At 68.1% G+C, this 26,785-nt stretch carries 25 protein-coding genes; 16 read left to right on the forward strand and 9 right to left on the reverse strand.

Annotation, left to right across the window (positions count from 1 at the left end; translation table 11 throughout):
* The first annotated feature begins 2 nt into the window (after window positions 1-2).
* Both der and moeB read left to right on the forward strand, forming a co-directional pair.
* On the forward strand, window positions 3-1,403 hold the full coding sequence (gene der, locus KK141_RS20260) for a ribosome biogenesis GTPase Der (protein ID WP_214571860.1): 1,401 nt from the start codon (window positions 3-5) through the stop codon (window positions 1,401-1,403).
* A 56-nt stretch (window positions 1,404-1,459) separates the two neighbouring features.
* Window positions 1,460-2,626, forward strand: coding sequence for a molybdopterin-synthase adenylyltransferase MoeB (gene moeB, locus KK141_RS20265; protein ID WP_214571859.1), 1,167 nt, complete (start codon window positions 1,460-1,462; stop codon window positions 2,624-2,626).
* Window positions 2,627-2,629: 3 nt separating this feature from the next.
* Here moeB and KK141_RS20270 read toward each other — a convergent pair whose 3' ends face one another.
* Window positions 2,630-3,199, reverse strand: coding sequence for a GNAT family protein (locus KK141_RS20270; RefSeq protein ID WP_214571858.1), 570 nt, complete (start codon window positions 3,197-3,199; stop codon window positions 2,630-2,632).
* Between the two features lie 63 nt (window positions 3,200-3,262).
* Between KK141_RS20270 and folD the strand changes: the two genes are divergently transcribed.
* The 5 genes from folD (at window position 3,263) to KK141_RS20295 (ending at window position 8,483) form a co-directional block, all read left to right on the forward strand.
* Window positions 3,263-4,132, forward strand: a complete 870-nt coding sequence (gene folD, locus KK141_RS20275) for a bifunctional methylenetetrahydrofolate dehydrogenase/methenyltetrahydrofolate cyclohydrolase FolD (protein WP_214571857.1) — start codon at window positions 3,263-3,265, stop codon at window positions 4,130-4,132.
* Window positions 4,133-4,239: 107 nt separating this feature from the next.
* On the forward strand, window positions 4,240-5,697 hold the full coding sequence (guaB, locus tag KK141_RS20280) for an IMP dehydrogenase (protein WP_214571855.1): 1,458 nt from the start codon (window positions 4,240-4,242) through the stop codon (window positions 5,695-5,697).
* Window positions 5,698-5,827: 130 nt separating this feature from the next.
* Window positions 5,828-7,408: a glutamine-hydrolyzing GMP synthase gene (gene guaA, locus KK141_RS20285; RefSeq protein ID WP_214571853.1), complete on the forward strand. Its 1,581-nt coding sequence runs from the start codon at window positions 5,828-5,830 to the stop codon at window positions 7,406-7,408.
* 275 nt (window positions 7,409-7,683) lie between these two features.
* A complete protein-coding gene (locus KK141_RS20290) occupies window positions 7,684-7,926 on the forward strand; it encodes a hypothetical protein (protein ID WP_214571852.1) in 243 nt (80 codons plus the stop codon).
* Between the two features lie 32 nt (window positions 7,927-7,958).
* Window positions 7,959-8,483, forward strand: a complete 525-nt coding sequence (locus KK141_RS20295; RefSeq protein ID WP_214571851.1) for a DNA-binding protein — start codon at window positions 7,959-7,961, stop codon at window positions 8,481-8,483.
* On the opposite strand, the gene KK141_RS20300 is transcribed toward KK141_RS20295, so the two are convergent.
* The gene (locus KK141_RS20300) at window positions 8,406-9,158 is read right to left on the reverse strand and encodes a hypothetical protein (protein WP_214587356.1); all 753 of its coding nucleotides are present in this window, start codon (window positions 9,156-9,158) and stop codon (window positions 8,406-8,408) included. The genes KK141_RS20295 and KK141_RS20300 overlap by 78 nt on opposite strands.
* A 78-nt stretch (window positions 9,159-9,236) precedes the next feature.
* On the opposite strand from KK141_RS20300, the gene tadA reads away from it, so the two are divergent.
* On the forward strand, window positions 9,237-9,728 hold the full coding sequence (tadA, locus tag KK141_RS20305; RefSeq protein WP_214571849.1) for a tRNA adenosine(34) deaminase TadA: 492 nt from the start codon (window positions 9,237-9,239) through the stop codon (window positions 9,726-9,728).
* A 19-nt stretch (window positions 9,729-9,747) separates the two neighbouring features.
* Here the strand turns inward: tadA and KK141_RS20310 are convergent, their stop codons facing one another.
* The 4 genes from KK141_RS20310 to KK141_RS20325 all read right to left on the reverse strand — a co-directional run bounded on the left by KK141_RS20310 (window position 9,748) and on the right by KK141_RS20325 (window position 13,052).
* Complete coding sequence (locus KK141_RS20310) at window positions 9,748-10,659, reverse strand: CHAD domain-containing protein (protein ID WP_214571847.1); 912 nt, start codon at window positions 10,657-10,659, stop codon at window positions 9,748-9,750.
* Between the two features lie 165 nt (window positions 10,660-10,824).
* The gene (locus KK141_RS20315) at window positions 10,825-11,667 is read right to left on the reverse strand and encodes an NAD-dependent protein deacetylase (protein ID WP_214571846.1); all 843 of its coding nucleotides are present in this window, start codon (window positions 11,665-11,667) and stop codon (window positions 10,825-10,827) included.
* Window positions 11,664-12,380: an HAD family hydrolase gene (locus KK141_RS20320; protein ID WP_345777600.1), complete on the reverse strand. Its 717-nt coding sequence runs from the start codon at window positions 12,378-12,380 to the stop codon at window positions 11,664-11,666. The genes KK141_RS20315 and KK141_RS20320 overlap by 4 nt, the downstream gene beginning before the upstream one ends.
* Window positions 12,381-12,560: 180 nt before the next feature.
* On the reverse strand, window positions 12,561-13,052 hold the full coding sequence (locus KK141_RS20325; protein ID WP_214571844.1) for a hemerythrin domain-containing protein: 492 nt from the start codon (window positions 13,050-13,052) through the stop codon (window positions 12,561-12,563).
* A gap of 288 nt (window positions 13,053-13,340) precedes the next feature.
* On the opposite strand from KK141_RS20325, the gene KK141_RS20330 reads away from it, so the two are divergent.
* Complete coding sequence (locus KK141_RS20330) at window positions 13,341-14,984, forward strand: AarF/UbiB family protein (protein ID WP_214571843.1); 1,644 nt, start codon at window positions 13,341-13,343, stop codon at window positions 14,982-14,984.
* Between the two features lies 1 nt (window position 14,985).
* On the opposite strand, the gene KK141_RS20335 is transcribed toward KK141_RS20330, so the two are convergent.
* Together KK141_RS20335 and KK141_RS20340 are read right to left on the reverse strand one after the other, a co-directional pair.
* Window positions 14,986-15,495 carry a ferritin-like domain-containing protein gene (locus KK141_RS20335; RefSeq protein ID WP_214571842.1) on the reverse strand — a complete coding sequence of 170 codons (510 nt, stop codon included), beginning with the start codon at window positions 15,493-15,495 and terminating at the stop codon, window positions 14,986-14,988.
* A 49-nt stretch (window positions 15,496-15,544) separates the two neighbouring features.
* Window positions 15,545-15,733: a hypothetical protein gene (locus tag KK141_RS20340; RefSeq protein WP_214571840.1), complete on the reverse strand. Its 189-nt coding sequence runs from the start codon at window positions 15,731-15,733 to the stop codon at window positions 15,545-15,547.
* Between the two features lie 263 nt (window positions 15,734-15,996).
* Between KK141_RS20340 and KK141_RS20345 the strand changes: the two genes are divergently transcribed.
* Window positions 15,997-17,286, forward strand: a complete 1,290-nt coding sequence (locus tag KK141_RS20345; protein WP_345777597.1) for an alpha/beta family hydrolase — start codon at window positions 15,997-15,999, stop codon at window positions 17,284-17,286.
* 10 nt (window positions 17,287-17,296) lie between these two features.
* Here KK141_RS20345 and KK141_RS20350 read toward each other — a convergent pair whose 3' ends face one another.
* Window positions 17,297-18,187 (reverse strand): class I SAM-dependent methyltransferase, encoded by an 891-nt coding sequence (locus tag KK141_RS20350; RefSeq protein ID WP_214571838.1) that lies wholly within the window; start codon window positions 18,185-18,187, stop codon window positions 17,297-17,299.
* A 245-nt stretch (window positions 18,188-18,432) separates the two neighbouring features.
* On the opposite strand from KK141_RS20350, the gene KK141_RS20355 reads away from it, so the two are divergent.
* From KK141_RS20355 to KK141_RS20380, 6 genes are all read left to right on the forward strand, one after another.
* Complete coding sequence (locus KK141_RS20355) at window positions 18,433-19,482, forward strand: glucokinase (RefSeq protein WP_214571836.1); 1,050 nt, start codon at window positions 18,433-18,435, stop codon at window positions 19,480-19,482.
* Between the two features lie 98 nt (window positions 19,483-19,580).
* Window positions 19,581-22,307 (forward strand): TonB-dependent receptor, encoded by a 2,727-nt coding sequence (locus tag KK141_RS20360; RefSeq protein WP_214571835.1) that lies wholly within the window; start codon window positions 19,581-19,583, stop codon window positions 22,305-22,307.
* 284 nt (window positions 22,308-22,591) lie between these two features.
* Window positions 22,592-23,776, forward strand: coding sequence for a hypothetical protein (locus KK141_RS20365; RefSeq protein WP_214571832.1), 1,185 nt, complete (start codon window positions 22,592-22,594; stop codon window positions 23,774-23,776).
* A gap of 66 nt (window positions 23,777-23,842) precedes the next feature.
* Window positions 23,843-24,673 (forward strand): PhzF family phenazine biosynthesis protein, encoded by an 831-nt coding sequence (locus KK141_RS20370; RefSeq protein ID WP_214571831.1) that lies wholly within the window; start codon window positions 23,843-23,845, stop codon window positions 24,671-24,673.
* A 130-nt stretch (window positions 24,674-24,803) separates the two neighbouring features.
* Complete coding sequence (locus KK141_RS20375) at window positions 24,804-25,694, forward strand: hypothetical protein (RefSeq protein WP_214571830.1); 891 nt, start codon at window positions 24,804-24,806, stop codon at window positions 25,692-25,694.
* Window positions 25,694-26,512 (forward strand): alpha/beta hydrolase, encoded by an 819-nt coding sequence (locus tag KK141_RS20380; RefSeq protein WP_214571829.1) that lies wholly within the window; start codon window positions 25,694-25,696, stop codon window positions 26,510-26,512. The genes KK141_RS20375 and KK141_RS20380 overlap by 1 nt, the downstream gene beginning before the upstream one ends.
* The last annotated feature ends 273 nt before the right edge of the window (window positions 26,513-26,785 follow it).

Below are 26,785 nucleotides of genomic sequence, written 5' to 3' on the forward strand. Positions count from 1 at the left end.
AAATGCTGCCCGTCGTCGCCCTGGTCGGCCGTCCCAACGTCGGTAAGTCGACCCTCTTCAATGCCATGACGCGCAGCCGCGACGCCCTGGTGGCCGATATGCCGGGCGTCACCCGCGATCGCCACTACGGCGTCTGCCGCATCGGCGACCGCCCCTTCGTGGTGGTGGACACCGGCGGCCTTTCCGGCGTCGAGGAAGGCCTGGATGCGCTCACCGCGCAGCAGGTCCGCCTCGCCATCGAGGAAGCCCAGGTGCTGGTGTTCGTGCTCGATGCGCGCGACGGCCTGTTGCCGCAGGACCGCGCGATCCTCGACGACCTGCGCCGCAGCGGCAAGCCGATCATCGCCGCGGTCAACAAGACCGACGGCCTGGACCTGCAGAACGCGCTGGCCGAGTTCGCCGTGTTCGGCCTGGCTTCCACGCTGCCGCTGTCGGCCGCGCACAACCGCGGCACCGACGAGCTGGTACGCCACGTGCTGCCGCTGCTGCCGGAAGACGCGCACGAGGAACTCGCGCCGGAAGACGCAGGTGCCATCCGCGTGGCCATCGTCGGCCGTCCGAATGCCGGCAAGTCCACCCTGATCAACCGCCTGCTGGGCGAAGAGCGCCTGATCGTATCCAGCGTTGCCGGCACCACGCGCGATCCGATCCGCGTGCCGCTGGAACGCGACGGCCGCCGCTACGTGCTGATCGACACCGCCGGCGTGCGCCGCAAGGCGCGCGTGGAAGAGGCGGTGGAGAAGTTCAGCGTCATCAAGACGCTGCAGTCCATGGCCGCCGCCCAGGTGGTGGTGGTGATGGTCGACGCGCGCGAGAACCTGGCCGACCAGGACCTCACCCTGATCGGCCACGCCGTGGACGAGGGCAGGGCGCTGGTCATCGCCGTCAACAAGTGGGACGGCATGGACCAGTACCAGCGCGAGCAGTGCGAACGCGCGCTGGAGCGCCGCCTGCAGTTCGTCGACTGGGCCAAGAACGTGTTCATCTCCGCGCTGCACGGCTCCGGCCTGCGCGAGCTGATGCGCGCCATCGTGCGCGCGCACGACGCGGCCAACCGCGAGCTGGGCTCGTCGGAACTGACCCGCACGCTGGAGCGCGCCTACGAGGGCTATCAGCCGCCGCTGGTGCGCGGCCATGCGCCGAAGCTGCGCTTCGCGCATCCGGGCGGCAGCAACCCGCCGACCATCGTGATCCACGGCAGCCGCACCAAGCACATCGCGCCGGCCTACCGCCGCTATCTCGAGAACTTCTTCCGCAAGCGTTTCCGGCTGGAAGGCACGCCGGTGCGCATCGAGTTCCGCGACGGCGAGAATCCCTACGCCGGCAAGAAGAACGTGCTGACCGAAGGCCAGATGCGCAAGCGCCAGCGCATGATCCGCGAGATGAAGAAGCGCAAGCGCTGATTCCCGGGGCGCCGCCGATCGCGCGCCCCTCCCCGGATCGTCCTAAACTCCCCGGCATGACCGAGTCATTCAATCGCGAGAGCTGGCTCGCGCAGCTGCGCCAGCAGGTGCCGGAGATCTCCCCGGCGGAAGCGCTCACCCGGCAGGCCGGCGGCGCCCTCCTGATCGACGTCCGCGAAGACCACGAACGCGCCGACGGCACGCCGGCCGGCGCGCTGGGCCTGTCGCGCGGTTTCCTGGAACTGCGCATCGAGCAGACCGAAGCGAACCGCGAACGTCCCATCCTCGCGCTGTGCGGCAGCGGCCAGCGCTCGCTGCTGGCGGCCGAGGCGCTGCAGCGCATGGGTTACCGGCAGGTGTCGTCGGTGGCCGGCGGCTTCAATCGCTGGAAGGCCGAAGGCCTGCCCATCGTCACCGGCGCACTCGATGCCGACGCCGCCGAACGTTATTCGCGCCAGCTGCGCCTGCCGCAGGTAGGCGCAGCGGGGCAGGCGAAGCTGGGCGCGGCAAAAATCGCGCTGCTCGGCGCCGGTGGCCTCGGTGCACCTGCGGCGCTTTATCTCGCCGCTGCGGGCGTAGGGCAGCTCACCCTGATCGACGACGATCGCGTGGAGCGTTCCAACCTGCATCGCCAGGTGATCCACGCCGATGCGCGCGTGGGCATGGCCAAGACCGAATCCGCGCGGCTGGCCTTGAACGCGCTCAATCCGCGCGTACGCATCGAGACCCGCGAGGAGCGCCTGCGCGCCGACAACGTCGAGCGCCTGCTGGCCGGCCACGATCTGGTGATCGACGGCGCCGACAATTTCCCCGCGCGCTATCTGATCGCCGCCGCGACGCGGCGCCTGGGCCTGCCGATGATCTACGGCGCGGTGGAGCGCTTCACCGGTCAGGTCAGCGTGTTCGATCCGCGCCGCGACGACGCGCCGTGCTATCGCTGCCTGTTCCCCGAGCCGCCCTCGGCGGCGGAAGCGCCGAACTGCAGCGAAGCCGGCGTGCTCGGCGTGCTGCCTGGATTGATCGGCCTGCTGCAGGCGACCGAGGCGCTGAAGCTGATCCTGGATCTCGGCGAAACCTTGTCGGGCCGCCTGCTGCACGTCGATGCGCTGGCCATGCGTTTTCGCGAGACGCGGCTGCGGCGCGATCCGTCATGTCCCGGCTGTGGGCACGAGGCGGTCTTCCACGGCTACGAAGACATCGCCGAGCTCTGCGCTTCGGCCTGAGCGTTACGCCAGGTCGGACGGAATCAAGGCATACACCGCCGCATCCATGGCGGTGTCGTCGATGATCAGCCGCTGCCGTCCGATCCCTTCGAAGCGTGCGCCGGCTTTTTCCGCGCAACGGCGGCTGGGCAAGTTATCCACCGCGGCGACGATTTCCACTCGCACCAGGCCCAGCGTCTCGAAGCCGAAACGCGCCACTGCCGGCACGGCGCGCGGCGCGATGCCTTGGCCCTGGCACGACTGCCGCACCCAGTAGCCCAGGTTCGCGCTGCGGTGCTGCCGGTTGAACTGATTCAGCCCCACGCCGCCGGCCACGCTGCCGTCGGTTTCGTCGACGATGGCGAAGGCGAACAGTTCCTCCAACTGCCAGCAGCCCTGGGCGTGGGCGATCCACGCCACGCTGTCCTGGCGCACATAGCCTTCGCGGCACCACGGCAGCCAGCGCCCCACGCTGTCGATCGACTCGCTGGCCGCGGCGAACAGCGCGTCGGCGTCTTCCGGCTGCCACGGACGCACCCGCAGCGGGCCGGGCGGCAGCGGAAAGGAAGGCCAGGGAGCGTGGTCCTGAGACATGGGCGGTTTGTGCGGGTCGGAGCGAGTCCGGATAATAGGCATCTTTGCAGGCGGGCAGACACCATGAGCGCACGGATCATCGACGGCAAACGCATCGCCAAGGAACTGCTCGACCGCATCGGCCGCCGCGTGGCCGAACGCAAGGCGCAGGGCCTGGCCGAGCCGGGCCTGGCGGTGGTGCTGGTCGGCGACGATGCGGCCTCCGCCGTGTACGTGCGCAACAAGCGCGCCGCCTGCAAGCAGGTCGGCTTCAACTCCTTCGGCTACGACCTGCCTTCCAGCACCACGCAGGAAGAACTATTCGCGCTGATCGACCAGCTCAACGCCGACCCCGCTGTGCACGGCATCCTGGTGCAGTCGCCGCTGCCCGAACATATCGACGAAGACGCCCTGGTCGACCGCATCGACCCGGCCAAGGACGTCGACGGTTTCCAGGCCATCAATATCGGCCGCCTGGCGCTGCGCCGCTTCGGCCTGCGCCCGTGCACGCCGCGCGGCGTGATGACCCTGCTGGGCCATACCGACCGGCCCGTGCGCGGCCAGCATGCGGTGGTGGTGGGCGTGTCCAACCACGTCGGCCGTCCGCTGCTGCTGGAACTGCTGATCGCCGGCTGCACCACTACCGCCTGCCACAAGTTCACCCGCGACCTGGAAAGCCATATCCGCCAGGCCGACATCGTGATCGTCGCGGTGGGCCGCCCGGGCCTGATCAAGGGCGAATGGATCAAGCCGGGCGCGGTGGTGATCGACGTCGGCATCAACCGCCTGGATGACGGCCGCCTGGTCGGCGACGTGGAATTCGAACCGGCCGCCGAACGCGCCAGCTGGATCACGCCGGTGCCCGGCGGCGTCGGCCCGATGACGGTCGCTACGTTGCTTGAGAACACGCTGGAAGCCGCCGAAACCCGCGGCGCCACGCACAAGGTGCACTGAGGAAACGCGGCCAAGAAGGCGGCTGCGACGTTCCGTACACCCGTGGCGCTCTGGCGGCGCACCGGGCGGGAGCGTATAATTCCATCTTTGCAGCGGGACAAAATCGCATGCGCATCCTCGCCGAGGCCCTCACCTACGACGACGTGTATCTCGTTCCGGCCCACTCGGCCGTCCTCCCACGCGACGTCGACACCTCCACGCGGCTGACCCGCAACCTCCGGCTGAATATCCCGATCGTGTCCGCCGCCATGGACACCGTCACCGAAGCCCGTCTCGCCATCACCATGGCCCAGCAGGGCGGCATCGGCATCATCCACAAGAACATGACCGCCGAGCAGCAGGCCGCCGAAGTGCGCCTGGTGAAGAAGTTCGAAGCCGGCGTCATCCGCAGCCCGATTACCGTCGCCCCGCACACCTCCATCCGCGAAGTGCTGCAGCTCACCCGCGCGCACAACATTTCCGGCGTGCCGGTGGTGGAAGGCGAGAAGCTGGTCGGCATCGTCACCAGCCGCGACCTGCGCTTCGAGCGCAAGCACGACGACCCGGTGCGCAACATCATGACGCGCCAGGAGAAGCTGGTGACGGTGCGCGAAGGCGCCAGCCACGACGACGTGCTGCAGCTGCTGCACCAGAACCGCATCGAGAAGGTGCTGGTGGTCAACGACGACTTCCAGCTGCGCGGCCTGATCACCGTCAAGGACATCCAGAAAGCCCGCGACAACCCGCATGCCGCCAAGGACCGCCACGAGCGCCTGCTGGTCGGCGCCGCGGTCGGCGTGGGCGGCGACACCGAGCAGCGCGTCGCCGCGCTGGTGGACGCCGGCGTCGACGTGCTGGTGGTCGACACCGCGCACGGCCATTCGCAGGGCGTGATCGAGCGCGCCGCGTGGGTGAAGAAGCACTACCCGCAGGTGCAGGTGATCGCCGGCAACATCGTCACCGGCGAAGCGGCGCGCGCGCTGCTGGACGCCGGCGTCGACGCGGTGAAGGTCGGCGTGGGCCCGGGCTCCATCTGCACCACCCGCGTGGTGGCCGGCGTGGGCGTGCCGCAGATCACCGCGATCGACATGGTCGCCACCGCGCTGAAGGACGAAATCCCGCTGATCGCCGATGGCGGCATCCGCTACTCCGGCGACATCCCCAAGGCGCTGGCCGCCGGCGCGTCCAGCGTCATGCTCGGCTCGATGTTCGCCGGCACCGAGGAATCCCCCGGCGAGGTGGAGCTGTTCCAGGGCCGCTCGTACAAGAGCTACCGCGGCATGGGTTCGCTCGGCGCGATGGCGCTCGGTTCCAAGGACCGCTACTTCCAGGACGAAGCCGACGCCGACAAGCTGGTGCCCGAGGGCATCGAAGGCCGCGTGCCGTACCGCGGCCCGCTGCGCAACATCATCCACCAGCTGATCGGCGGCCTGCGCGCTTCCATGGGCTACCTGGGCGCGGCCACCATCGAGGACGTGCGCCACAAGGCGCAGTTCGTGAAGGTGACCTCGGCCGGCGTGACCGAAGCGCATCCGCACGACATCCAGATCACCAAGGAAGCGCCGAACTACCGGCTCAACTCCTAAGCGATCGCCCAGCGCCGGCCTCGTGGCCGGCGCTTCGTTTCCAGCCGCCGGCGCCGGGTATCCGAGGCCGGCGGCGCTTTTCAGAAGACAGGCGCGGGCAGGGCCGCCTGCCGCGCATCGGAGCCGGACCGTGACCGACATCCATAGCGACAAAATCCTCATCCTCGATTTCGGTGCGCAGTACACCCAGCTGATCGCCCGCCGCGTGCGCGAGATCGGCGTGTACTGCGAGATCTGGGCCTGGGACCACGACCCCGCGGAAATCGCCGCGTTCGGCGCCAAGGGCATCATCCTGTCCGGCGGCCCCGAGTCCACCACGCTCGAAGGCGCGCCCGTCGCGCCGCAGGAAGTGTTCGACGCGGGCCTGCCTATCCTCGGCATCTGCTACGGCATGCAGACCCTGGCCGCCCAGCTCGGCGGCGCCACCGAGGCGGCGGACGCGCGCGAGTTCGGCCATGCCGAAGTCGACATCGACGCCTCCAGCCGGCTGTTCGCGGGGCTCAGCGACCACGCCGATGCGCACCGCCTGGACGTATGGATGAGCCACGGCGACCACGTCGCCAAGGCGCCGCCGGGCTTCGTCATCACCGGCACCACCGACCGCATCCCGGTCGCGGTGATGGAGAACGAAGCCAAGCGCTGGTACGGCGTGCAGTTCCACCCGGAAGTGACGCATACCAAGCAGGGCACCGCGCTGCTCAAGCGCTTCGTCACCGAGATCTGCGGCTGCCGCACCTTGTGGACGGCCGCGCACATCATCGAAGACCAGATCGAGCGCGTGCGCGCCCAGGTCGGCGACGACCACGTGCTGCTGGGGCTGTCCGGCGGCGTGGATTCCTCCGTGGTCGCCGCGCTGCTGCACCGTGCGATCGGCGACCGGCTGACCTGCGTGTTCGTCGACACCGGCCTGCTGCGCTGGCAGGAAGGCGACCAGGTGATGGCCACCATGGCCCAGCACATGGGCGTGAAGGTGATCCGCGTCGACGCCGCCGAGCGCTACTTCACGGCGCTGGAAGGCGTGGCCGACCCGGAAGCGAAGCGCAAGATCATCGGCCGCCTGTTCGTCGAGATCTTCGACGAGGAATCGGCCAAGGTCACCGCCGCCGGCAGCGGGCAGGTGAAGTGGCTGGCCCAGGGCACCATCTATCCCGACGTGATCGAGTCGGCCGGCAGCAAGACCGGCAAGGCCCACGTCATCAAGAGTCACCACAACGTCGGCGGCCTGCCGGAGCACATGAAGCTCAAGCTGGTCGAGCCGCTGCGTGAGCTGTTCAAGGACGAAGTGCGCCGCATCGGCGTGGAGCTCGGCCTGCCGCGCGAGATGGTCTACCGCCATCCGTTCCCGGGTCCGGGCCTGGGCGTGCGCATCCTGGGCGAGGTGAAGCCGGAGTACGCCGAGCTGCTGGCGCGCGCCGACGCCATCTTCATCGAAGAGCTGCGCCGCTGGGATCTGTACGACAAGACCAGCCAGGCCTTCGCCGTGTTCCTGCCGGTGAAATCCGTCGGCGTAGTAGGGGATGCGCGGGCCTACGAATGGGTGATCGCCCTGCGCGCGGTGGAGACCATCGACTTCATGACGGCGCATTGGGCGCACTTGCCGTATGAGTTCCTTGGCAAGGTTTCAAATCGTATTATCAATGAGTTGCGCGGCGTTTCTCGCGTGGTTTATGACATCAGCGGCAAGCCGCCGGCAACCATCGAGTGGGAGTGAGCTTCTGGCTGCGGCCGGCCTGGCCGGCTTATAGGAAGTTGTCGTAAATCGTTGATTTTTCGAACTGGCGCACGAGCATGGATGCTCCTCGCCAGGAAATCTAGAACTAGGCCTAATTTGGCCGGGCGGACGCGCCATGCGCCGCCAGGGTGAGCCACCATGGCTGGTGGCTGGACCGTTTGCCCGATACCGATGCCGTGCGACGTCGATATCCAAGATTCGGATAAGTTGTCAATTGACAACCCTGCCAGTCCCCCTCAGACTGGAGACCATGGATGGCACGTCCCTCTCACCCCAAGAAAAACATCGAGCTCGCCCTGCGGCACGCCGAAGAGCGGGGCTGGCGTGTCGAGGCCGGCGGCAGCCATGCATGGGGCCGGATGTATTGCCCGCGCAACAACCAGGACTGCCGTTGCGGCGAGTTCTGCATCAGCAGCATCTGGAGCACGCCGAAGAACCCGCACAACCATGCGCGCGCCTTGCGGCGCGTCGTGGACAACTGCACGGCGTTTCACTAGCGATACCGACGGCGATGCCGGGGAGCAGCACGATGGAATACATCTTCACCCTCAAGTACCAGCTGGCCGACGACGACCGCGATCCGGACGCCCTGGTCGGCCGCCTGGGCGAAGCCGGCTGCGACGACGCGCTGATCGGCGTCGGCCTGCCGGGCCGCCTGGCGCTGGAGTTCACCCGCGAAGCCGCCGACGCGGAAACCGCCGTGCGCAGCGCACTGGCCGACGTGCGCCGCGCGGTGCCCGGCGCCCGCCTGATCGAAGTGGCGCCCGACCTGGTGGGGCTGACCGACGTGGCCCAGATCGTGGGTGTGTCGCGGCAGAACATGCGCAAGCTGATGCTGGGCAATGCGGGCAGCTTTCCGGCGCCGGTGCACGAGGGCAGTGCGTCGATCTGGCATCTGGCCGACGTGCTGGCTTGGCTGAGGGCCAAGGGCGGCTATGCGATCCGGCCGGCCCTGTTCGAGGTGGCGCAGATGGCTCTAAAGGTCAATGCGGCCAAGGAGGGGCGGCGCCTGCCGCGGTCCGCTTTCGAGGAACTGGAAGCGCTGGTCCGCTAAAGGCAGCTTTAGCGCCAGCACCGGATCGAAGTCGAAACTGTATTGGTGCGGTGTGCGCATCGCCCGGTAGCGCCGCCACGGCTGCGGTTGCTCACCGGGCGGGACGGGAAGCCCGCCCGGCAAGGGCCACTGCGTTTCCGCCAGACGCAAGGCGCGGGTATAGCGGCGGTAGCACCAGGACGGGGAAATCATCAGGTGGCGCGCGACGGTCGGCATATGGCCGCCGCGCAGGGAAATGAAACTGGCCCAGGCGGCGGCCTGCGAATGGCGATAGGACGGTAGCGGCATGTCTACCCGTTCTTCGGCCGACAAGGCCTCGGACAGAGGATCGGGCGTCGGTGCCGCGAGCCTTTCCAGCAGCGGCAGCGCGGCATCGTCTTCGACTTCGAAGCGCAGCGCCGCCGCAATCCTGCGGTCGTTGTAGCGGACGAAATGCTGAAAGAGGTGCGCGAGCAGGCGCTGCCGGAAATCGGCGTCCTCGAAATCCACGTCGTTCCCGTCGGCCTCGAACGCCGCCGCCATCAGCCAGGCTTCGCAGGCGACGTCGTCCGCATCGCAGTCTCCCGCCTTGCGCGCGATGCGCCGAAAGTCGCCGCGGCAATCGCGGCAGAACGCCTGGTACCCGGCAAGCCGGTCTTGGGACATCGCCATGGCCTTGAGAGAAGGGACAGGCATGCCAAGTAGCAGCTGTTCGTATCTAAACAGTCAGCAGGACCCTACAATTCAGACTATTTGCTGGCCTTTGCCGTCCCGATGAGCACCGATCTCCCTGATTCGTCCGTACCCACGTTCAGCGATGAAGACGAGCGCTTCATGCGCCGCGCGCTGCAGCTGGCCGGGCATGCCCGCGATGCGGAGAACGAAGTGCCGGTCGGCGCCCTGGTCGTGCTCGACGGCGAGATCATCGGCCTGGGCTGGAACCGCAACATCACCCTCAACGATCCCACCGCGCACGCCGAGATCCAGGCCATCCGCGCGGCCGGCGAAAAGATCGGCAACTACCGCCTGGTCGGCGCCACCCTGTACGTGACGCTGGAACCCTGCGCGATGTGCTCGATGGCCCTGGTGCATGCCCGGGTGGGGCGGGTGGTCTATGGGGCGACTGACCCGAAGACTGGCGCCGCCGGCAGCGTGTTCGATACGCTGATCTCCGAGCGGCACAACCACCGTATCCAGGTCGACGCCGGGCTGCTGGCCGAGGAGTCGTCGGCCATGTTGAGAGAATTCTTTCGATCCAGGCGCTAACTAACGGGCAAGCAAGGTTTTAGTGCCGCCAGTAGTGACTCAGCTTGCCCAGCCGTTCCAGCGAATGTTCCGCCTTGGCCGCCGCTTCCCCGGCGGTGTGTTTCGCCCACTTACGCAGTGCCTTGAGCTGGGCGTGCTCACTGGCCGCCGGCAGCAGTTCTCTGCACAAGGCGCGTGCGGTCAGCCGGTCGTGCGCCTCGCCAAGATGGCTCTGCACATCGGCCAGTTTTTCCAGCCAGGCCTGGCTGGCCTCGCGCGGGAACAGCGGCTGGAACAGTTCGATGGTGTAGCGCAGCTTCTTGGTGGCCGTGCGTGCGCGATGGAGCCGGGTCCGCCCCTCGTGCATCCGCGCCGCCCGCTTGCGCAGCTGGTGGAAGCGGGTGTCGATCACGCTCGCGGCCGCGGCACGCAGTTCGTCTTCGGTGACGTTGCGATGCGTTTCGGCCCAGGCGTGGAAATGATGGACGGCCGTGGTCAGGCGGGCCTTCTTCAGCCCCTCCACTGCCTCGTGGTGCCCGTGCACACGCCGGGCATTCAAGGCATGCAGCAACTCGCCATCGAGCCGGTCGCCATGCCCGCCATGCGCAAGAAAAGCCGGCAGGGTCTCGTCCAGCAGGATGTCCAGGTCGCGTGCCCCGCCCGTGGCATTGCGGAAATCCTTGAGCTGCGCCAGCACGCCATCTGGCTGCTCGCCGGGCAGGGCCGCGGCCACGTGGTCGAGGGTGGCGGTGATGCGCCGCAGGCTCACCCGCCATGCGTGCAGCGCCTTCGATTCGTATTTGCGCAGCAGGGCCGAGCGGGCCTTGGTCGCCTTGGCCAGGTAGCCGTCGTAGGTCGCGCACAGGTCGGCGATGGCGGAAGGCGGCTTGGCGGCCTTGGGCGGACGAGGGCGGGGAATGGACTGGCTGGGCTGGTGAGGTATCGCACTCATGGCTCGACTCGACCGCTGCGGAGAGGGACGGATTCCACCCGTCATTTCTAGCCGAAGCGCCGACCGCGCCTCTTGATGCAGGTCAATATGAACGAGCCGGTCGCGACCGAAGGCCGTGCCGGGCTCATTACTCTGCTACAAAATTCGCCAGCTGGCGAGACAGCCTCAAGCGATAGCCGCCAGGGTCTCGGCCACCGGTCGCTCGATCTTCAGGCTGAACAGATCGTCGGCCCGGGTCCGGCCCATATTCACCGCCGCGATCGGCTTGCCGGCCTTGGCCGCCGCGTTCACGAAGCGGAAGCCGGAGAACACCATCAGCGAGGAACCGGCCACCAAGACCGCGTCCGCCTGCTCCAGGCCATGCGTGGCGGCAAGCACCCGTTCGCGCGGCACGCCTTCGCCGAAGAACACCACGTCCGGCTTCATCAGGCCGCCGCAGAGCGGGCAGGCGGGTACGTCGAAGCGGGAGAAATCGTGGCCTTCCAGGTCGGCATCGCCGTCCGGGGCGTCCCCGGCATCCAGCAGCGCCCATGCCGGGTTGCGTTCCTCCAGCACCGCCTGGAAGGCCGAGCGCTGCACCAGATGCCCGTGCGCCATGCAGCGCACCCGGTCCAGCCGCCCGTGCAGATCGATCACGTGATGGCTGCCCGCCGCCTGGTGCAGGCCGTCGACGTTCTGGGTCAGCAGCACTTCCACGTGTCCGGCGGCTTCCATGCGCGACAGCGCCAGGTGCGCCGCATTCGGATGCGCCCGCGAGAAGCGGCGCCAGCCCACCAGGCTGCGCGCCCAGTAGCGCCGGCGCGTGGCTTCGTCGCCCATGAAGGCCTGGTAGGTCACCGGCTGCGGGCGCTTCCAGTCGCCCTGGTTGTCGCGATAGTCGGGAATACCCGAATCGGTGCTGACGCCGGCGCCGGTCAGCACGAACAGGCGCGGATGCGCCGCGATGAAGTCGCGCAGGCGCGCCAGGTCCTCTTCCAGCGCACCATCCGGCAGCGCGTCCGCATTCATGCCGCGGCCCGCGAGCCCAGCTCGGCCAGCGCGGCTGCAATGCCGCTGGCATCGCTCACCTGCGCCACGCGCGGCGAGGCGGCGGCGAAATCGGTATCGGCCTCGTGCGCCCAGGTCACGTGGTAGGGCATGTAGATGCCCCAGCCGCCCAGCTCCACCACCGGCGCGATATCCGAGCGCAGCGAATTACCGACCATGGCGAAGCGCTCGGCGCCCACGCCGAATTCGTCGAGCAGCCGGCGGTACGAGCGCTCGTCCTTCTCCGACACGATCTCGATGCGATGGAACAGATCGGCCAGCCCGCAGGCGGCCACTTTCTGTTCCTGGTGGAACAGGTCGCCCTTGGTAATCAGCACCACGCGATGCGTCGCCGCCACCGCTTCCACCGCTTCGCGGATACCCGGAAGCAACTGCACCGGATGCGAGAGCACGTGCTTGCCGATGCCGATGATCCGGTGCAGATCGGCCGCGCTGATGCGCGAGCCGGTGACTTCGATCGCCGCCTCCAGCAGCGACAGCGTCATGCCCTTGGCGCCGTAGCCGAACAGCTTGATATTGCGCCGCTCCACCGCCAGCAGGCGGTCGTGCAGGCGCAGATTGGCCAGGTCGACGTAGCGGCCGACGATCTCCTCGAACTGCGCGTGCGCGTCCTGGTAATAGCCCTCGCTGTGCCAGAGGGTGTCGTCGCCGTCGAAACCGACCCATTCGATCACGGTGTACTGCCCGCGCTGCCAGGAAAGCGCACAACGATAGCGCCTCGCCGCAGGCGTAGCGAGTGCGCGCGGCAGGCCAGCGGGGTTGGGGCGAGCACTCGGCATGCCGGCGCGAACGCTCCACGGTGCGTCGAGCCGGATGCCCGGCTCGCCCCAACCCCTCTGGTCCGCCGGCGCGCCTCAGGCGCGCTCGCGCAGCGTCTCCTGCAGCAATTCCTCCTTGTCCTTCAGCAGCTCCTGCTTGCGCTGGGACATCTGTTCGCCCAGTTCCTTGAGTTTCGCCGCGTCCAGCAGTTTCTTCGCGGCCGGGAACATGTCCTGTTCCTCTTCGGTGGCGTGATGCAGGATCAGTTCCTTCAGCACCTTGGCGCGGCCGGAGAACTGCTCGCCGGCCGGATCGGTTTCCAGCAGATCCGGCAACACCAGTTCGGCGGCTGCGCGGTGTTCCTCGATCGCTTCGAAATACATCCTGGCTTCTTCCTTGTCGCCGGCGAGGCGGAAGGCCGGATAGAAAATTTCCTCCTCGATCATGGTGTGCGCCTTCAGCAATGCGCCGATCTTCTGCACCAGCGCCTCGCGTGTCTTCACTGCGCGCGGCGTGGTTTCCGTCAGCTCTTCCAGCAGTTTTTCGACCGTGCGGTGGTCGCTGACGAGCAGATCGATCGCATTCATGGGCCTGGCTCCGTGCTGGGTTTCGGTGGGGACGGGGAGCGCCATTGATCGCGCTTGGGCCATGAATGCGGCGTCGGGCCGCGGTGAACGCCGCGGCTGCATGCCAGCGGCGGTTCATCGATGTCGAGGTGCCGTGGCCCGGCTCTTCCACGCCAGCGGAAGCGTTTCATCGCGGTCTTGTGGACGAGCCTGTTGATCCGCCGCAGCCACCGCTTTCAGCCGCGCGCGCCGACCATGAGTCCGCAGTTCCCCCGGACGCCTGTCCGCCACCGACGACCGCCACCGCGGATGACCTACCTCTCGCGCTATTCGCGCATCGCCCTGTTCGTGCTGCGCTACCGCCGCGCCGGCGTGCTGCGCGGCGTGCCGGGCCATCGCCGCGGCGCGGAGCTGGCCGACGAGCGCCTGCCGCAGCGCCTGGTGGAAGATCTCGAACGCCTCGGCCCCGCCTTCATCAAGCTGGGCCAGGCGCTGTCGTGCCGGCCGGACCTGGTGCGCGCGCCGTTCCTCGCGGCGCTGACGCGCATCCAGGACCGCGTCGAACCGATCGACGTCGCCGACGTGCGCGGCGTGATCGCACGCGAACTCGGCGCGCCGCCGGAACAGCTGTTCCGCCGCTTCGACCCCGTACCGCTCGCCGCCGGTTCGCTGGCGCAGGTGCACGCGGTGGTGCTGCCCGACGGCATGGAGGCCGTGGTGAAAGTGCAGCGCCCCGGCATCGCCCAGCGCATCCGTTCCGATCTCGACGCACTCGAACGCCTTGCGCTCACCGCGCAACGCCATACCGAAGTCGGCCGCCGCTACGGCTTCGTGCCGTGGATCGCCGAGCTGCGCCGAAGCCTGCTCAACGAACTGGATTTCATGGCCGAGGCCAGCCACCTCGATACGTTCCGCCGCCATCTGGAAGGCTATCGCGGGCTGTACATCCCCGCGCCGTTCTTCGACTTCACCAGCTCGCGCGTGCTGGCCATGGCACGCGTGCATGGCCACAAGCTCGGCACGCCGCCGGGCGGCGTGCCGCAACCGCCGCGCGCCGAACTGGCCGGCGAGCTGCTGTCGGCCTATATCGACCAGGTCTTCGTGCATGGGCTGATCCATGCCGACCCGCATCCGGGCAACCTGGTGCTGACCGACGACGGCCGGCTGGGCCTGTTGGATTTCGGCATGGTCACCAGCCTGTCGCCGGCCATGCGCAACGACCTGCTGCGCCTGATGCTCGCCGCCGCGGATGGTGACGGCGATGGCGTGGCCGATATCGGCGAGCGCCTGTGCGTGGTGCTGCCGGAAATGGATCGTGCCGCGTATCGCCGCGCGGTGTGCAATGCAGTGCTGCGCTATGCCAGCGCCAGCGACCAGAGCCGCCTGGAAGAAGGGCGCCTGCTGCTCTCGCTCACCCGCATCGGCGCCGACAACGGCCTGCGCCCGCCCGCCGAACTGAGCCTGCTCGGCCGTGCGCTGCTCAACCTGGAACCGGCGCTGGCGCGCCTGGCCGACGGCCTGCCGACACGCGAGATGATGCGCGCCCGTCTGCTCGAAGTGGTGACCTCGCAATTGCTGCGGCCGGTGTCCCAGGCACGCGGCGGTGCGCTGCTGCTGGAAGCGCAGCGCTATTCGATCAATGCGCCGGGCCAGCTCGGCCGCTTCGTCGAAATCCTGGCGGACAACCGCCTGCGCGTGCGCCTGGACGGCCTGGAGGAATCGCATCTGATCGAGAACCTGCAGAAGATCGCCAACCGCATCGCCGCCGGCCTGATCACCGCGGCGCTGCTGATCGCCGGAGCGCTGATCGCGCGGCTGGCGCCGGCCGGTTCCGGTTATGGCTATCTGGCGGGAGCGATGTTCGCGCTGGCCGGCATCATCGGCTTCGGCCTGGTGGTGAATGCGCTGCGGCGCGACCGCGCGCCGCCGGACGATGGTGAAGCGGGACGCTAGCTCAGCGCTTGGCCTGGATGCCCGGCAACTCCAGCCGCACCATGTACTGCCGCACCACCTCCGGCAGATGCTCGCGCAGCCATTCGGCCATGGCTTCTTCCTGGCGCAGGATGTCTTCGCACACACCGGCCACTTCCGGTTGCGCGGCGACCTCCGCCGCGGTCATCAGCGTGCGGTACACCACCGCCTCCATCGACTCGAAGGAATAGGTGAGCACCAGGCTCTTCACCACTTCGTCCGAGGAGGCCACCTGCAGCAGGCCGTGGCCGAGCGCGAGAAAGCGCGCGCTGAATTCGCGCAGCCCCGAGGGTTCCGCGCCCAGCTCGCGCAGGCAGGTTTCCAGGCGCGCTTGTTGTTCGCAGGTCTCGGCCAGATGGCCGACGATGCGGTCGCGCAGGCGCGGGTAATGCTGCAGGCGGCGGATATGCGTCTTGAGCATCTCTTCGGACTGCACTTCCATCGCATGCGCATTGCGCAGCCAGTCGAGCAGTTGGGCGTGGGCGGTGTTCATCGGCAACCTCGATGCGGGAAAGTGGTTTCGATGCGGCGGCATGCGGCCGTCAGCCGTCCGACTGTTCCTCAGGCCGCGCCTGCGGGCTGGTGCCGCAGGCGGGATGGCCGCAGCCGCACAGCGTTTCCGGAATCTGGGTGCCGGCCGATTGGCGGCAGTGGTCGCTGCAGAAGCTGCCGTCCGCCGGGACCATGCATTTGCAGGGCTGGTGTGCGCATTTGAAGCCTTTTTCCGCCATGGAACGATCCTCGTCGAAACCTAAGGCGTCACTCTGGCGCTGCCACCGTCCAGCGGCTGTGACTCGCACGTGAGAAGAACGGCAAGGTAGCCGTTGCGGTGCATCATGCATGCGCGCTTGCCGACGCTGGCCTTGCATTTCACGCGCCATCGCGCGGCATTAACGCTGGCGGATTCACCATGCTGTGAGGGAGATCGGATAAAAAACGGGGCCGGCCGTGCGCACGCACGCCGGACAGGGGCGTGATGCGGAGGGCGACACAGGTGACGCTTCCTCGCCAGGGTTATTTCGACGATCGCGAGCATGCCGCCGAGCAGCTTGCCGAGGCGTTGCTGGCCTATCGCGGCAGGCATCCGCTGGTGCTGGCGATTCCGCGCGGCGGCGTGCCGATCGGCCGGGTGCTGGCCGACCGGCTCGATGGCGACCTCGACGTGGTGCTGGTGCATAAGCTCGGCGCGCCGGGCCAGGAAGAATTCGCGGTGGGCGCGATCGGCGAAGACGGCCAGGTACTGGTCGCCGAACATGCCGCACGTGCGGGCGCCGACGCGGCGTATCTGCGCGGCGAGGCCGCGCACCAGCTCGACGCGATCGCCCGCCGCCGCGAGCTGTACGACCCGCATCGCGAAGCCTTCGAAGTGGCCGGACGCATCGCCATCGTGGTCGACGACGGCCTCGCCACCGGCGCCACCATGCGCGCCGCGCTCACCGCGGTGCGCGCGCTGGGGCCGCAGTCGCTGGTCTGCGCCGTGCCCGTCGCTTCCTCGCGCAGCCTGGCGGAATTGCGGCCGCTGTGCGACGACGTGGTCTGCCCGGCGTCGCCGCGCGACTTCGGCGCGGTGAGTCAGTACTACCGCGACTTTCCCGCCGTGACGGACGACGAAGTAGTGCGCCTGCTGACGCGGCTGCAGGCTCCGGTCGGCGGCATGCAGACGGTGCGCATCCCGGCCGACGGCGTGCGCCTGGAAGGCGATCTGCACGTGCCCGAACAGGCCAAGGGCCTGGTGGTGTTCGCGCACGGCAGCGGCAGCAGCCGTTTCAGCCCGCGCAACCGGCATGTGGCGGAGGAACTCGGCAAGCACGGTATGGCCACACTGCTGTTCGATCTGCTCGGTGCGGAAGAAGACATCGCGCTGGCATCGCGCTTCGATATCGAGCGCCTGGCCGGACGCCTGGAAGCCGCGGTGGCATGGGCGATGCGCCTGCCGTCGCTGGCGCGCCTGCCGCTGGGGCTGTTCGGCGCGAGCACCGGTGCCGCGGCCGCACTCGCCGTGGCGGCGCGCTTGCCGCGCGCGGTGCAGGCGGTGGTGTCGCGCGGCGGGCGGCCGGATCTGGCCGGCCATGGCGCGCTGGGCGAGGTACAGGCGCCGACTTTGCTGATCGTCGGCGCCGCGGATACCGACGTGGTCGCGCTCAACAAATCCGCGCTGGCCTCGATGACGCATACGGTCGAACTGGTGCTGGTGCCCGGCGCCACCCATCTGTTCGACGAACCCGGCGCGCTGGAACACGTCGCTGCGCTGGCGGGTGCGTGGTTCCGCCAGTGGCTGCGCTAGCGGGCCGCGCCTACTCGAACAGCATCAGCACCGCGGGCGACCAGCTGTAGTCGTACAGCGCCTCGGTGCGCACGGTGGCGTAGCCGGCCTCGCGCATTTCTTCCAGCCAGGCCTGGATCGGCTGCTCCCAGTTGGACGGCCGCGAAGCCTGCCGCAGCTGCCCCAGCAGCATCGGCGCGAGAAAGCCGCCGGCCACCAGCGGCGCATCTTCGCCATAGCCGGCGAGCGCACGCTCGTAGCGCTGCGCGAGCGAATCGAAATACTCCGCGCTGCTCGCTTCCAGCACCGGCACGTCGAATTCCACCACGGCCAGCTGGCGCACATGCGGGCGCAGGCGGCGCAAGGTGTCCTTGCGCTCGGCCGGCGGCAGCGCTTGCAGGGCGAAGGTGGATTGCGCCAGGTCCCATTGCTGTTCCGGCCGCAGCGACGCGGCGAAATCCTGCGCGCCGATCGGCCATGCCAGCAGATGATCGAGCGCGAGCGGGATCGTGCGCAGCGCTTCGCTGGCATGGCCGAGCAGGGCCGGCGAGGGCTCCACCAGATCCAGCTGCGTCGGCGCATGCCGCGCGCGCTGCAGGGCAGGGATCAGCGCCATGCCGTCGCCGCAGCCGATATCCAGCAATGAGGTCACCGGCAGCGTGTCGTAGAGGCGCGCCAGCGCCGTGCTGGTCGCTTCGTACAGCGGCACGTTGTCGCCGCCGCGGATAAACGCCTCGAATGCGGCCGGCTGGTCGTAGGCCGCGCGCGCTTCGCCTTCGTCGAGCAGATCGAGCAGCGCCTGCGCCAGCAACGCGCCATCGGCCACGGCGGCCTGCAGCGCTTCGTGCGCCTGCGCGGTTTCGTGGTGGGCGATCGCGGCCAGGGCATCGGCGAGACGGCGGGTGGAAACGCTGTTCTGCATGGGCACGTCCTTGGGGGACTGGAGGAGCAGGGAGTGCCGGGATGATGGCACGGCCCCGCCGGACCCTCCTTTTTCTTTCAATTTCTTCCCTTTTTTTACGAAGCAGGCCTCGCGTAAGTCATTGTTGCAGCGCGGCTTGCCACGATCTAAATTAAATATGAAATTCTGTTTCGCCAGTGAACATGGGTCGCCGGGGAGGCGGCCGGGAGGGCTGGGCGGCTATGACACATCCAGTGGTTGCGAGCGTGCGAAACATCGAATCCGGTGAAGACCTCGCGTACTTCCCCGCGTCCACGGCGCGCGACGCCGATGCGCAGCGTCCGTTCCTGGCTGCCGATATCGGCGGCACGCATGCGCGCCTCGGCCTGGTGGCGCCGCAGCTGGAAGGCGCGCCGCGCGTGCTGAGCTATCGCAGCTACCGCTGCGCGGACCATCCGCATCTCGACGGCATCGTGCGGCAGTTCTGCGCGGAGCTCGACGCACGTCCGCGCGAACTGGTGCTGGCCAGCGCGGGCTATCTGCATGCCGGCGTGGTGGTGAACCGCAACCTCGCCTGGCCGCTGGTGCCGGCCACGCTCGCGCAGGAACTGCGCCTGGAGCGCGTGCGCTTCCTCAACGATTTCGAAGCGCTGGCCCACGCCATCGCCTACGTCGACGAGCACAGCTCGGTGGCGCTGAAGACCGCATTCGCGCCCGATGCGCAGCAAGGCCCCATCGCAGTGATCGGCCCGGGCACCGGCCTGGGCGCCGCGGTGTGGTTCCCCGGCGAACCGCCGCGCGTGATCGCCACCGAAGCGGGGCAGATCCAGCTGGCCGCGCGCGGTGGCCTGGAGCGCGAAGTGCTCGACCGCATCGCCGCCCCCGATTGCCACACGCCCTACGAAGCGGTGCTGTCCGGCCCCGGCCTGCATCGCCTGTATGCCGCGCTGTGCGCGGTGTACGACCGCTATCCCTCCTGCGCGGAACCGGCCGACGTGGTTGCCGCCGCGGAGGCGGGCGACGAAGTGGCCTACGAGACGCTGCAGATGTTCGGCGGCTGGATGGGTTCCTTCGCGGGTGACCTGGCCATGCTCTACGGCACCACCGGCGGCGTGTACCTGGCCGGCGGTTTTCTCTCGCGCATCGTCGACCTGCTGCGCTGCGGCCCGCTGGTCGAACGCTTCCTCGACAAGGGCGTGATGCGCCCGTTCCTGCACAAGGTCCCCATTCGCGTGGTGGATCACGGACAGCTCGGCGTCGTCGGTGCCGCCAGCTGGCATCTGCATACACGCACCGCGAAACAGGCGCCGGGATAAGGGCCGAACCGTCCGAGCGGGCGGAATCCACAGCACAGCGTCGCCGGCAGGCCTCCTGGGAGGGGGGCCGCGGCAATCAACGAAAGGGGTGGGACCTGATGATCAAGAACGGCAAGAAACTCCTGTGCGTCAGCATCCTGTGCGGCCTTGGCCTCGCCGGCGCCGCGCATGCGCAGAACGACACCGCCGCGGCGGCGCAGAACGGCAGCACCACCGCCGGCAATGGCGACAAGAGCAAGACCCCGCAGCAGCGCGCGCAGGAAAAGCAGGCGCAGAACCTCCAGCAGGTGACCGTGACCGGCTACCGCGAGAGCCTGGCCAAGGCGATCGAGATCAAGCGCAACGCCAATGCCATCGTCGATGCGATCAACGCCGAGGACATCGGCAAGTTCCCCGACACCAACGCCGCCGAATCGCTGTCGCACCTGCCGGGCATCTCGGTGGACCGCCAGTTCGGCGAGGGCGAGAAGGTCAGCATCAACGGCACCGATCCGGCGCTCAACCGCGTGCTGATCAACGGCCAGACCATCGCCTCCGGCGACTGGGGCGGCAACCCCACCGACACCAGCGGCCGCACCTTCAACTACACCCTGCTGTCGCCGGAAATCATCGGCAACATGCAGGTGTACAAGTCGCCCGAAGCGCATATCGACGAAGGCAGCATCGGCGGCACCGTCATCGTCAACACGCGCAAGCCGCTGGACCTGCCGGCCAACACCCTGCGCGGCTCGCTCGGCTACAGCTACAACGACCGTTCGCAGGAAGGCAATCCGCGCGGCTCCGTGCTGTGGAGCTGGAAGAACAGCGACAGCACCTTCGGCTTCCTCACCGCGGTCACGCACGACAAGGAAAACCTGTCGCGCGCCGGCATCGAATTCTTCGGCTATTCCACGCCCGGCACCAGCATTCCGTCCACCGCCACCGTGCACGGCAGCGGCGACGTGGCCACCGCCAAGTACCCGGTGGGCATCAACAGCGCCTACTTCCAGCAGGTGCGCAAGCGCGACGGCATCCAGTCCGCGCTGCAATGGCGGCCGGACGAAAAGAACGAGTTCAACCTCACCGGCATCTACGTGCGCGGCTCGTACAACAACTTCAGCGAATCGCGCTACGTCTGCCCGGGCTGCGGCGACACCAACAAGATCACCGACCTCACCGTCAACAACGGCTACATCACCAACGCGACGGTGTCCGGCAATACCGGCAACGGCCAGCCGTATGCGGAGCTCGACGCCAACTACCGCATGTCCAAGGTGACCACCAAGAGCCTCAACCTGCGCCACGACTACAACGGCGACAAGTGGATCCTCACCAGCCAGGTCGGCTACACCGCCGCGCGCGGCGGCAAGGACCCCGAATACCTGATGAAGTACCTGCTCAATTCCGGCGGCTACAACTTCAGCTACGACGGCCGCAACACCGCGGTGAACTACGACAACGGCTCGGCCGCCAACTGGGGCCTGCCCGCATCGCCGGCCGGTTCGCCGCCGGGCGATTCCACGCTCAACGGCAAGTACCAGGCCGGCGGCATCTACTACGAGACCACCAAGGACCGCGAGCGCTACGCCCAGTTCGACGCCAGCCGCGACCTGGAGTGGGGCCCGATCTACCAGGTGCAGATGGGCTTCAAGTACATCAACCACGTGAACTCGCAGTTCTCGCAGGGCAACCGCATCAACACCACCGATGCGATCTCGCTCACCGATTTCAATCCGGGCACCACGCCGGGCAATCTGTACGACGGCCTGCACGCCGGCGGCGACCTGGCCGACTGGCCGACCGCGAACCTGGGCTCGGTGAAGTCGTATCTCAACGGCCAGCCGCAGGGGCCGTACAACCTCAACTACCCGTCGATCTACAACGTGCGCGAAATGACGCGCGACCTGTACGCGCAGTTCAACTACAACGCCGGCGGCTTCCGCGGCAACTTCGGCGTGCGCTACGTCGACACCACCGACAAGTCCACCTACTACCAGTCGACCGGCGGCAGCGCGTACTACCTCGCGCAGGGCAAGACGCACTATTACAAGCCGCTGCCGAGCTTCAACATCGCCTACGACATCGACGACAGCAAGGTGGCGCGCTTCGGCGTATCCAAGGTGATCGCGCGTCCGCGCTATTCGGACCTGGCCGGCTCGGTCTCGCTGAGCTGCACCGGCGGCAGCACCGGCAACTGCACGGGCAGCGCGGGCAACCCGAACCTCAAGCCGTATTCGTCCACCAACTACGACCTGGCCGGCGAGTGGTACTTCGCGCCGTCCAGCATGCTCGGTGCCGAGGTGTTCTACCGCAAGATCGGCAACTACATCGTCACCACCAGCGATGAGCGCACGTTCTTCGATCCGACCACCGGCCAGACCAACCTCTACACCATCAACTCGCCGGTGAACGTCTCCAACGCCAAGGTGCGCGGCATCTCCCTGCTGTACCAGCAGGACCTCGGCCACGGCTTCGGCGTGCAGACCAACTACACCTACGCGCATGCCGACACCAGCACGGGCCTGAACCTGCCGTACCTGTCGAAGAACACCTTCAACATCATTCCGTACTTCGAGAAGGGTCCGTGGTCGGCGCGCGTCAACTACAGCTGGCGTTCGCCGTACTTCACCCAGATCGGCCGCCTCGATTCGCACGTGTTCGCCGACCAGTACAAGGAGCTGGACGTCAGCGCCTCGTACCAGGTGAACCAGTGGATGGCGGTGACCTTGAGCGCGACCAACCTGCTCGATTCCACCTACTACTGGTACAACGACGTGAAGTACGCGCCGATCGGCATGTACAAGAACGGCCGCACCTTCGCCGTCGGCGTCAACTTCAAGCTGTAATGCCAAACTTTTAGGCGCCGGGCCGGTCACGGCGGGATATCTCCCCTCCGCCGCGGCCGGCCCCTTTTTTCATCCCGCCGGTTTTCATTCCACCGGGATGTTCCGGAAATGTGCGCACAACGACATTTCCAGCCAGAAGCCCGGGTAAAAGCCGTGCCTGCGTGGTCGATTCGCCGGCCAGCCGCTATGATCTTGCGATTCGCCTCGGCCCAGGGTGGGCTGCGAGGTGTGTTCGCGTTGCCGTCGGCACGGCGCGCGTCATCGGCATGCAGGGAGACGCAGCGATGGAAGGCCTTACCCCCAGGGACATGGACGTGCTCGGCCACTATGCCCGCCAGGGCAACCGCGAGCGCTACTGGAACTACCTGGCAAGGCACGAAGGCGCCGACGGCTATGGCCTGCTCGCGCTGGGCGCGGTGCGCAACGACAACACGCCGGGCGCTGTCGCCAATCTCTACGCGCAGAACTACGCCTACAGCCGCAATCACACCATTCTGAGCGAGCGCGGCTGGGAGGAATTCGGCCAGGACCTGGTGCGCGTGGACTACGCGCGCCGCGCCGCCCATTTCAACGGCGGCGCGCCGGAACTGGCGCTCAACCTGCCGGTGAAGGACGTGCAGGAAACCTACACCGAAGCCTTCGCGCGCAAGCGCATCGACGCCGACGCCTGGACGCCCAACCGCCTGCTCGACGCCGCACGCCGCCACGGCGGCGAAGCGGCGACCGAAGGCGCCTGGCGCAGCATGCTCGACGACGGCCGCCTCGGCGCCTGGCGCGGCTACGACACGCTCACCGCGGTGGTCGCCGCCTATGGCGACGACGAGATGCGCCGCGCCGAATACGTCAAGGACATGGGCGTGGCCTACGCCGGCGCCATGGCCGCCACGCCGCAAGTGGACCCGGACCGCATCCAGCGCGGCGACGACCGCTACGCCTTCGATCCGCACAGCCGGCAGTGGCAGCACGACGCGGCGGGGCCGGTGACCGACCCCAAGGAACGCGCGGAACTGGACGATGCGCGCCAGGTGCGGCTGGAACGCGCGCAGAAGGCCGGCGAGATCCATCCGGCCGACCGCTTCCACGAACTCGCCGCCAGCCCGTTCGCGCTGTCCGAACGGATATCGTCCGCGCAGCCGATGACGGAGCCCGCCGCTGCAAAGCTCGCCGCGCGCGACATCGCACCGGCGCTCTACGACGAATTGAAACCGCAGCTGCCCGTCGGCCTGCCGGAAGAGCGCCTTGCCCAGGTCACGCTCGCCGCGAAGGAAGGCGGCATCAAGGCCGGCCACGTGCGCGCCGTGCTGGTGGAGAACGGCACCGTCTACATCGCCGGCCGCATTCCCGGCATGCTCGGCCAGGTCGACCTGGCCAAGCCCGCGCCGCCGCTGCAGGAAAGCCTGCAGCGTTCGGCCGCGCTGGATCAGCGGCAGGAAGCTCAGGCCGCGCCGCAGGGGCCGAAGCTGGGATAAGCGCACTGCGCTAAAGTCCCGCCTTTCCGGCGCCGCGCGGTGCGCGCCGGCCATGGCGGGACTGCGATGCACGCGAAGCGATTCACCCTGGTCGACGTCTTTTCCACCGCAGCGTTTCGCGGCAACCCCGTCGCCGTGGTGCACGACGCCGGTGGCATGTCGGAGCAGGACATGCTGGCGCTCGCGCGCTGGACGAACCTCAGCGAGACCTGCTTCCTGCTGCCGTCCGACGATCCGCGCGCCGACTATCGCCTGCGCATCTTTTCGACCCTGCGCGAAATGCCGTTCGCCGGCCATCCCACGCTCGGCGCCGCGCATGCATGGCTGGCAGCCGGCGGTGTGTCCAAGGGCGGGGAACTGGTGCAGTCCTGCGCGGTGGGCCTGGTCGGCGTGCGTGCCGGGCACGGGCAGCTGGCTTTCCGCGCGCCGCCTTTGCTGCGTGCCGGCCCGGTGGAAGAGCCGCTGCTGGCACGCATCCTCGGCGCCTTCGGCCTGCGCCGCGACGAAGTGCGGCAGGCTCGCTGGGTCGACAACGGCGCCGGCTGGCTGGCGCTGATGCTGGACGATCGCGAGCGCCTGCTCGGCCTGGCGCCGGACCTGTCCACCTTGCACGGCGTACCCATCGGCCTGTTCGCACCATGGCCCGGCGGCGATGCCGCTTTCGAAGTGCGCGCGTTTATCGGCGGCGATGCGGTGCCGGAAGACCCCGCCACCGGCAGCCTCAATGCCGGCCTTGCGCGCTGGCTGCTGGAGGAGGGCATGGCGGCGGCGCCGTTCGCGATGGCGCAAGGCACGGCGATCGGACGCGCGGGCCGCATCCATGTGCGCGGCGAGGGCGAGGACGTGTGGATCGGCGGTGCCTGCGTCACGCGGGTGGACGGAAAGCTCGCGCTCTAGGCGCTGCCCGGCCGCAGCTGTTGCACCCAGCGCAACACGGTGATGCGCGCCGCGCTTCCTTCCCATGCGCCGGCCTTGGGTTCATGCTGTCAGCTTGGCCTTCCGTGCCGTACCACATGGGGACGCTTTCATGAGCCAGCCGATCCGGGTGCTTCTGCAGACCACCATCCCGACTGCCGCCGACGACTGGCATATCGGGCGCTTCTCGCAGCTGACGCAGACGCTGGCGGCGGCGCGCGGCGCGGACGGTGCGCCGCTGTTCGAGGTGACCGCTCGCGACCGCGGCCCCGTAGGCCAGCCCGATCCGGTGCTGTCCACACTGGACCGCTCCGGCTTCGACCAGCTCTGGCTGTTCGCCGTGGACGTCGGCGACGGCCTGCACGAAGCGGACTGCGAAGCCATCGGGCGCTTCCGCGGACGCGGCAGCGGCGTGCTGGTGGCGCGCGACCATATGGATCTGGGTTGTTCGATCTGCTCGCTGGCCGGCATCGGTGCGGCGAATTATTTCCACACGCACCATCCCGATCCGGATCCCGCGCGCCGGCAGATCGACGACCGCGCGACCGCTTACATCCTGTGGCCGAACTTCCACTCCGGCGCGAATGGCGATTGGCAGCACGTCGTCGCCGTGGGCGAGCCGCATCCCGTGCTGCACGATCCGGACGAAGCGAACGGCGTGCTGGCTTACCTGCCGGCGCATCCGCACGAGGGCGCGGTCGACGCGCCGCCGGGCGATGCGAGCGCCCGCGTGATTGCGCAGGGGCGCAGCAAGGCGACGGGGCAGGTGTTCAATCTGGCGGTGGCGTTCGAATCGAAGGAAGGCGGCGGACGGGCGATCGCACAATCCACCTTCCACCATTTTGCCGACTACAACTGGGACCCGCGCCTGGGCTGCCCGAGCTTCGTCAGCGAAGCACCGGGCGATGCGATCCAGCAGCACCCGCATGCGCTCGACGCCACGCGCCGCTATGTGCGCAACGTGGCGCTGTGGCTGGCCGGCCGCGACGTGGCGGTGGCCTGATGGACTTCCGCGACGACGATCTGAGCCACTACGCCGCCCACGGCACGCCGCCCTTGCCGGTACCTGTGCGGGAGTTGCATGTGGAGCACGCCGGCGCCTCGATCTGGTGCGGCGTCTACGGCGAAGGCGCGCCGGTGCTGCTGCTGCACGGCGCGTTCAACCAGTCCGCCGACTGGAGCCGCCAGATCGCCGCGTTGACCGAAGCCGGCTACCGCGCGATCGCCATCGACAACCGCGGCCGCGGCCGCAGCACGCTCGGCATTCAGCCGCTGAGCTATGCGCTGGAAGCGGAAGAAGTGTTTGCGGTGATGGATGCGCTGGACTTGCCCGCAGCTTCCATCGTGGGTTGGAGCGACGGCTCCATCATCGGCCTGACCATGGCGATGCAGCATCCGCAACGCGTGGCCTGCGTGTTCGCCTTCGGCACGGTGATGCATCTGGACGGCCTGACCCCGCTGGATATGGACGACCCGGTGCTGGGGCGGATGTTCAAGCGCGTGAAACACGACCATGCGCGGTTTTCGCCGGAGGCGGAACGGTTCGAGGAGATTGCGCAGGCGGTCGGCCAGATGACGGATACGCAGCCCACGTATGGCGATGCGGAGTTGGCGGCGATACGCGTGCCGGTGGCTATCGTGGTGGGTGAGCGCGATGAGTTCATCGCGCGGGGGCATACGGAGCATCTGGCTGAGGTCATTCCTGGCGCGGAACTGATTACTTTGCCGGGGGGGACCCATTTTGCGCTGCTGCAGCGGCCGCAAGAATTCAATCGAGCGATGCTCGACTATATCGGTGACTCTGTGGTCATTTCGGCGTAGGCCGGGGTCCTTTTTGCGGTATCGCTTGGTTTTCGCGTGGTCGCGAATGGGCCGCTTATGCAGCGGGCATTTCGTGCGCCTGCCGGCGCCCGAGTCACTTTTTCTTTGCTGGCCCAAAGAAAAAGTAACCCAAAAGAAATGGCCTAAGAGCAACGGCTCGCGACGCGACTAGAAGGAGCGATGGCGGCCGCGGCAACGGATTAACCAGAGTCGACACGAAACGACAGTGCGTTTGCGTAACGCGTGCTTCAACGTGCCGTTGCCGAGAGGATG

Source organism: Dyella sp. LX-66 (assembly GCF_018599165.1).
Classification (GTDB): domain Bacteria; phylum Pseudomonadota; class Gammaproteobacteria; order Xanthomonadales; family Rhodanobacteraceae; genus Dyella_D; species Dyella_D marensis.

Coding starts and splice junctions, on each gene's coding strand:
- KK141_RS20335 (WP_214571842.1), bottom strand. CDS start 15,495: ATGAACACCGCCCACGCCCAACTGCTCGACTGGCTGCGCAATGCGCAT.
- KK141_RS20330 (WP_214571843.1), top strand. CDS start 13,341: ATGACCTACCTCTCGCGCTATTCGCGCATCGCCCTGTTCGTGCTGCGC.
- KK141_RS20300 (WP_214587356.1), bottom strand. CDS start 9,158: ATGCCTGTCCCTTCTCTCAAGGCCATGGCGATGTCCCAAGACCGGCTT.
- KK141_RS20360 (WP_214571835.1), top strand. CDS start 19,581: ATGATCAAGAACGGCAAGAAACTCCTGTGCGTCAGCATCCTGTGCGGC.
- KK141_RS20375 (WP_214571830.1), top strand. CDS start 24,804: ATGAGCCAGCCGATCCGGGTGCTTCTGCAGACCACCATCCCGACTGCC.
- KK141_RS20315 (WP_214571846.1), bottom strand. CDS start 11,667: ATGAATGCGGACGCGCTGCCGGATGGTGCGCTGGAAGAGGACCTGGCG.
- KK141_RS20310 (WP_214571847.1), bottom strand. CDS start 10,659: ATGAGTGCGATACCTCACCAGCCCAGCCAGTCCATTCCCCGCCCTCGT.
- der (WP_214571860.1), top strand. CDS start 3: ATGCTGCCCGTCGTCGCCCTGGTCGGCCGTCCCAACGTCGGTAAGTCG.
- folD (WP_214571857.1), top strand. CDS start 3,263: ATGAGCGCACGGATCATCGACGGCAAACGCATCGCCAAGGAACTGCTC.
- KK141_RS20365 (WP_214571832.1), top strand. CDS start 22,592: ATGGAAGGCCTTACCCCCAGGGACATGGACGTGCTCGGCCACTATGCC.
- KK141_RS20325 (WP_214571844.1), bottom strand. CDS start 13,052: ATGAATGCGATCGATCTGCTCGTCAGCGACCACCGCACGGTCGAAAAA.
- tadA (WP_214571849.1), top strand. CDS start 9,237: ATGAGCACCGATCTCCCTGATTCGTCCGTACCCACGTTCAGCGATGAA.
- KK141_RS20290 (WP_214571852.1), top strand. CDS start 7,684: ATGGCACGTCCCTCTCACCCCAAGAAAAACATCGAGCTCGCCCTGCGG.
- moeB (WP_214571859.1), top strand. CDS start 1,460: ATGACCGAGTCATTCAATCGCGAGAGCTGGCTCGCGCAGCTGCGCCAG.
- KK141_RS20295 (WP_214571851.1), top strand. CDS start 7,959: ATGGAATACATCTTCACCCTCAAGTACCAGCTGGCCGACGACGACCGC.
- KK141_RS20340 (WP_214571840.1), bottom strand. CDS start 15,733: ATGGCGGAAAAAGGCTTCAAATGCGCACACCAGCCCTGCAAATGCATG.
- KK141_RS20350 (WP_214571838.1), bottom strand. CDS start 18,187: ATGCAGAACAGCGTTTCCACCCGCCGTCTCGCCGATGCCCTGGCCGCG.
- KK141_RS20380 (WP_214571829.1), top strand. CDS start 25,694: ATGGACTTCCGCGACGACGATCTGAGCCACTACGCCGCCCACGGCACG.
- KK141_RS20270 (WP_214571858.1), bottom strand. CDS start 3,199: ATGTCTCAGGACCACGCTCCCTGGCCTTCCTTTCCGCTGCCGCCCGGC.
- KK141_RS20370 (WP_214571831.1), top strand. CDS start 23,843: ATGCACGCGAAGCGATTCACCCTGGTCGACGTCTTTTCCACCGCAGCG.
- guaB (WP_214571855.1), top strand. CDS start 4,240: ATGCGCATCCTCGCCGAGGCCCTCACCTACGACGACGTGTATCTCGTT.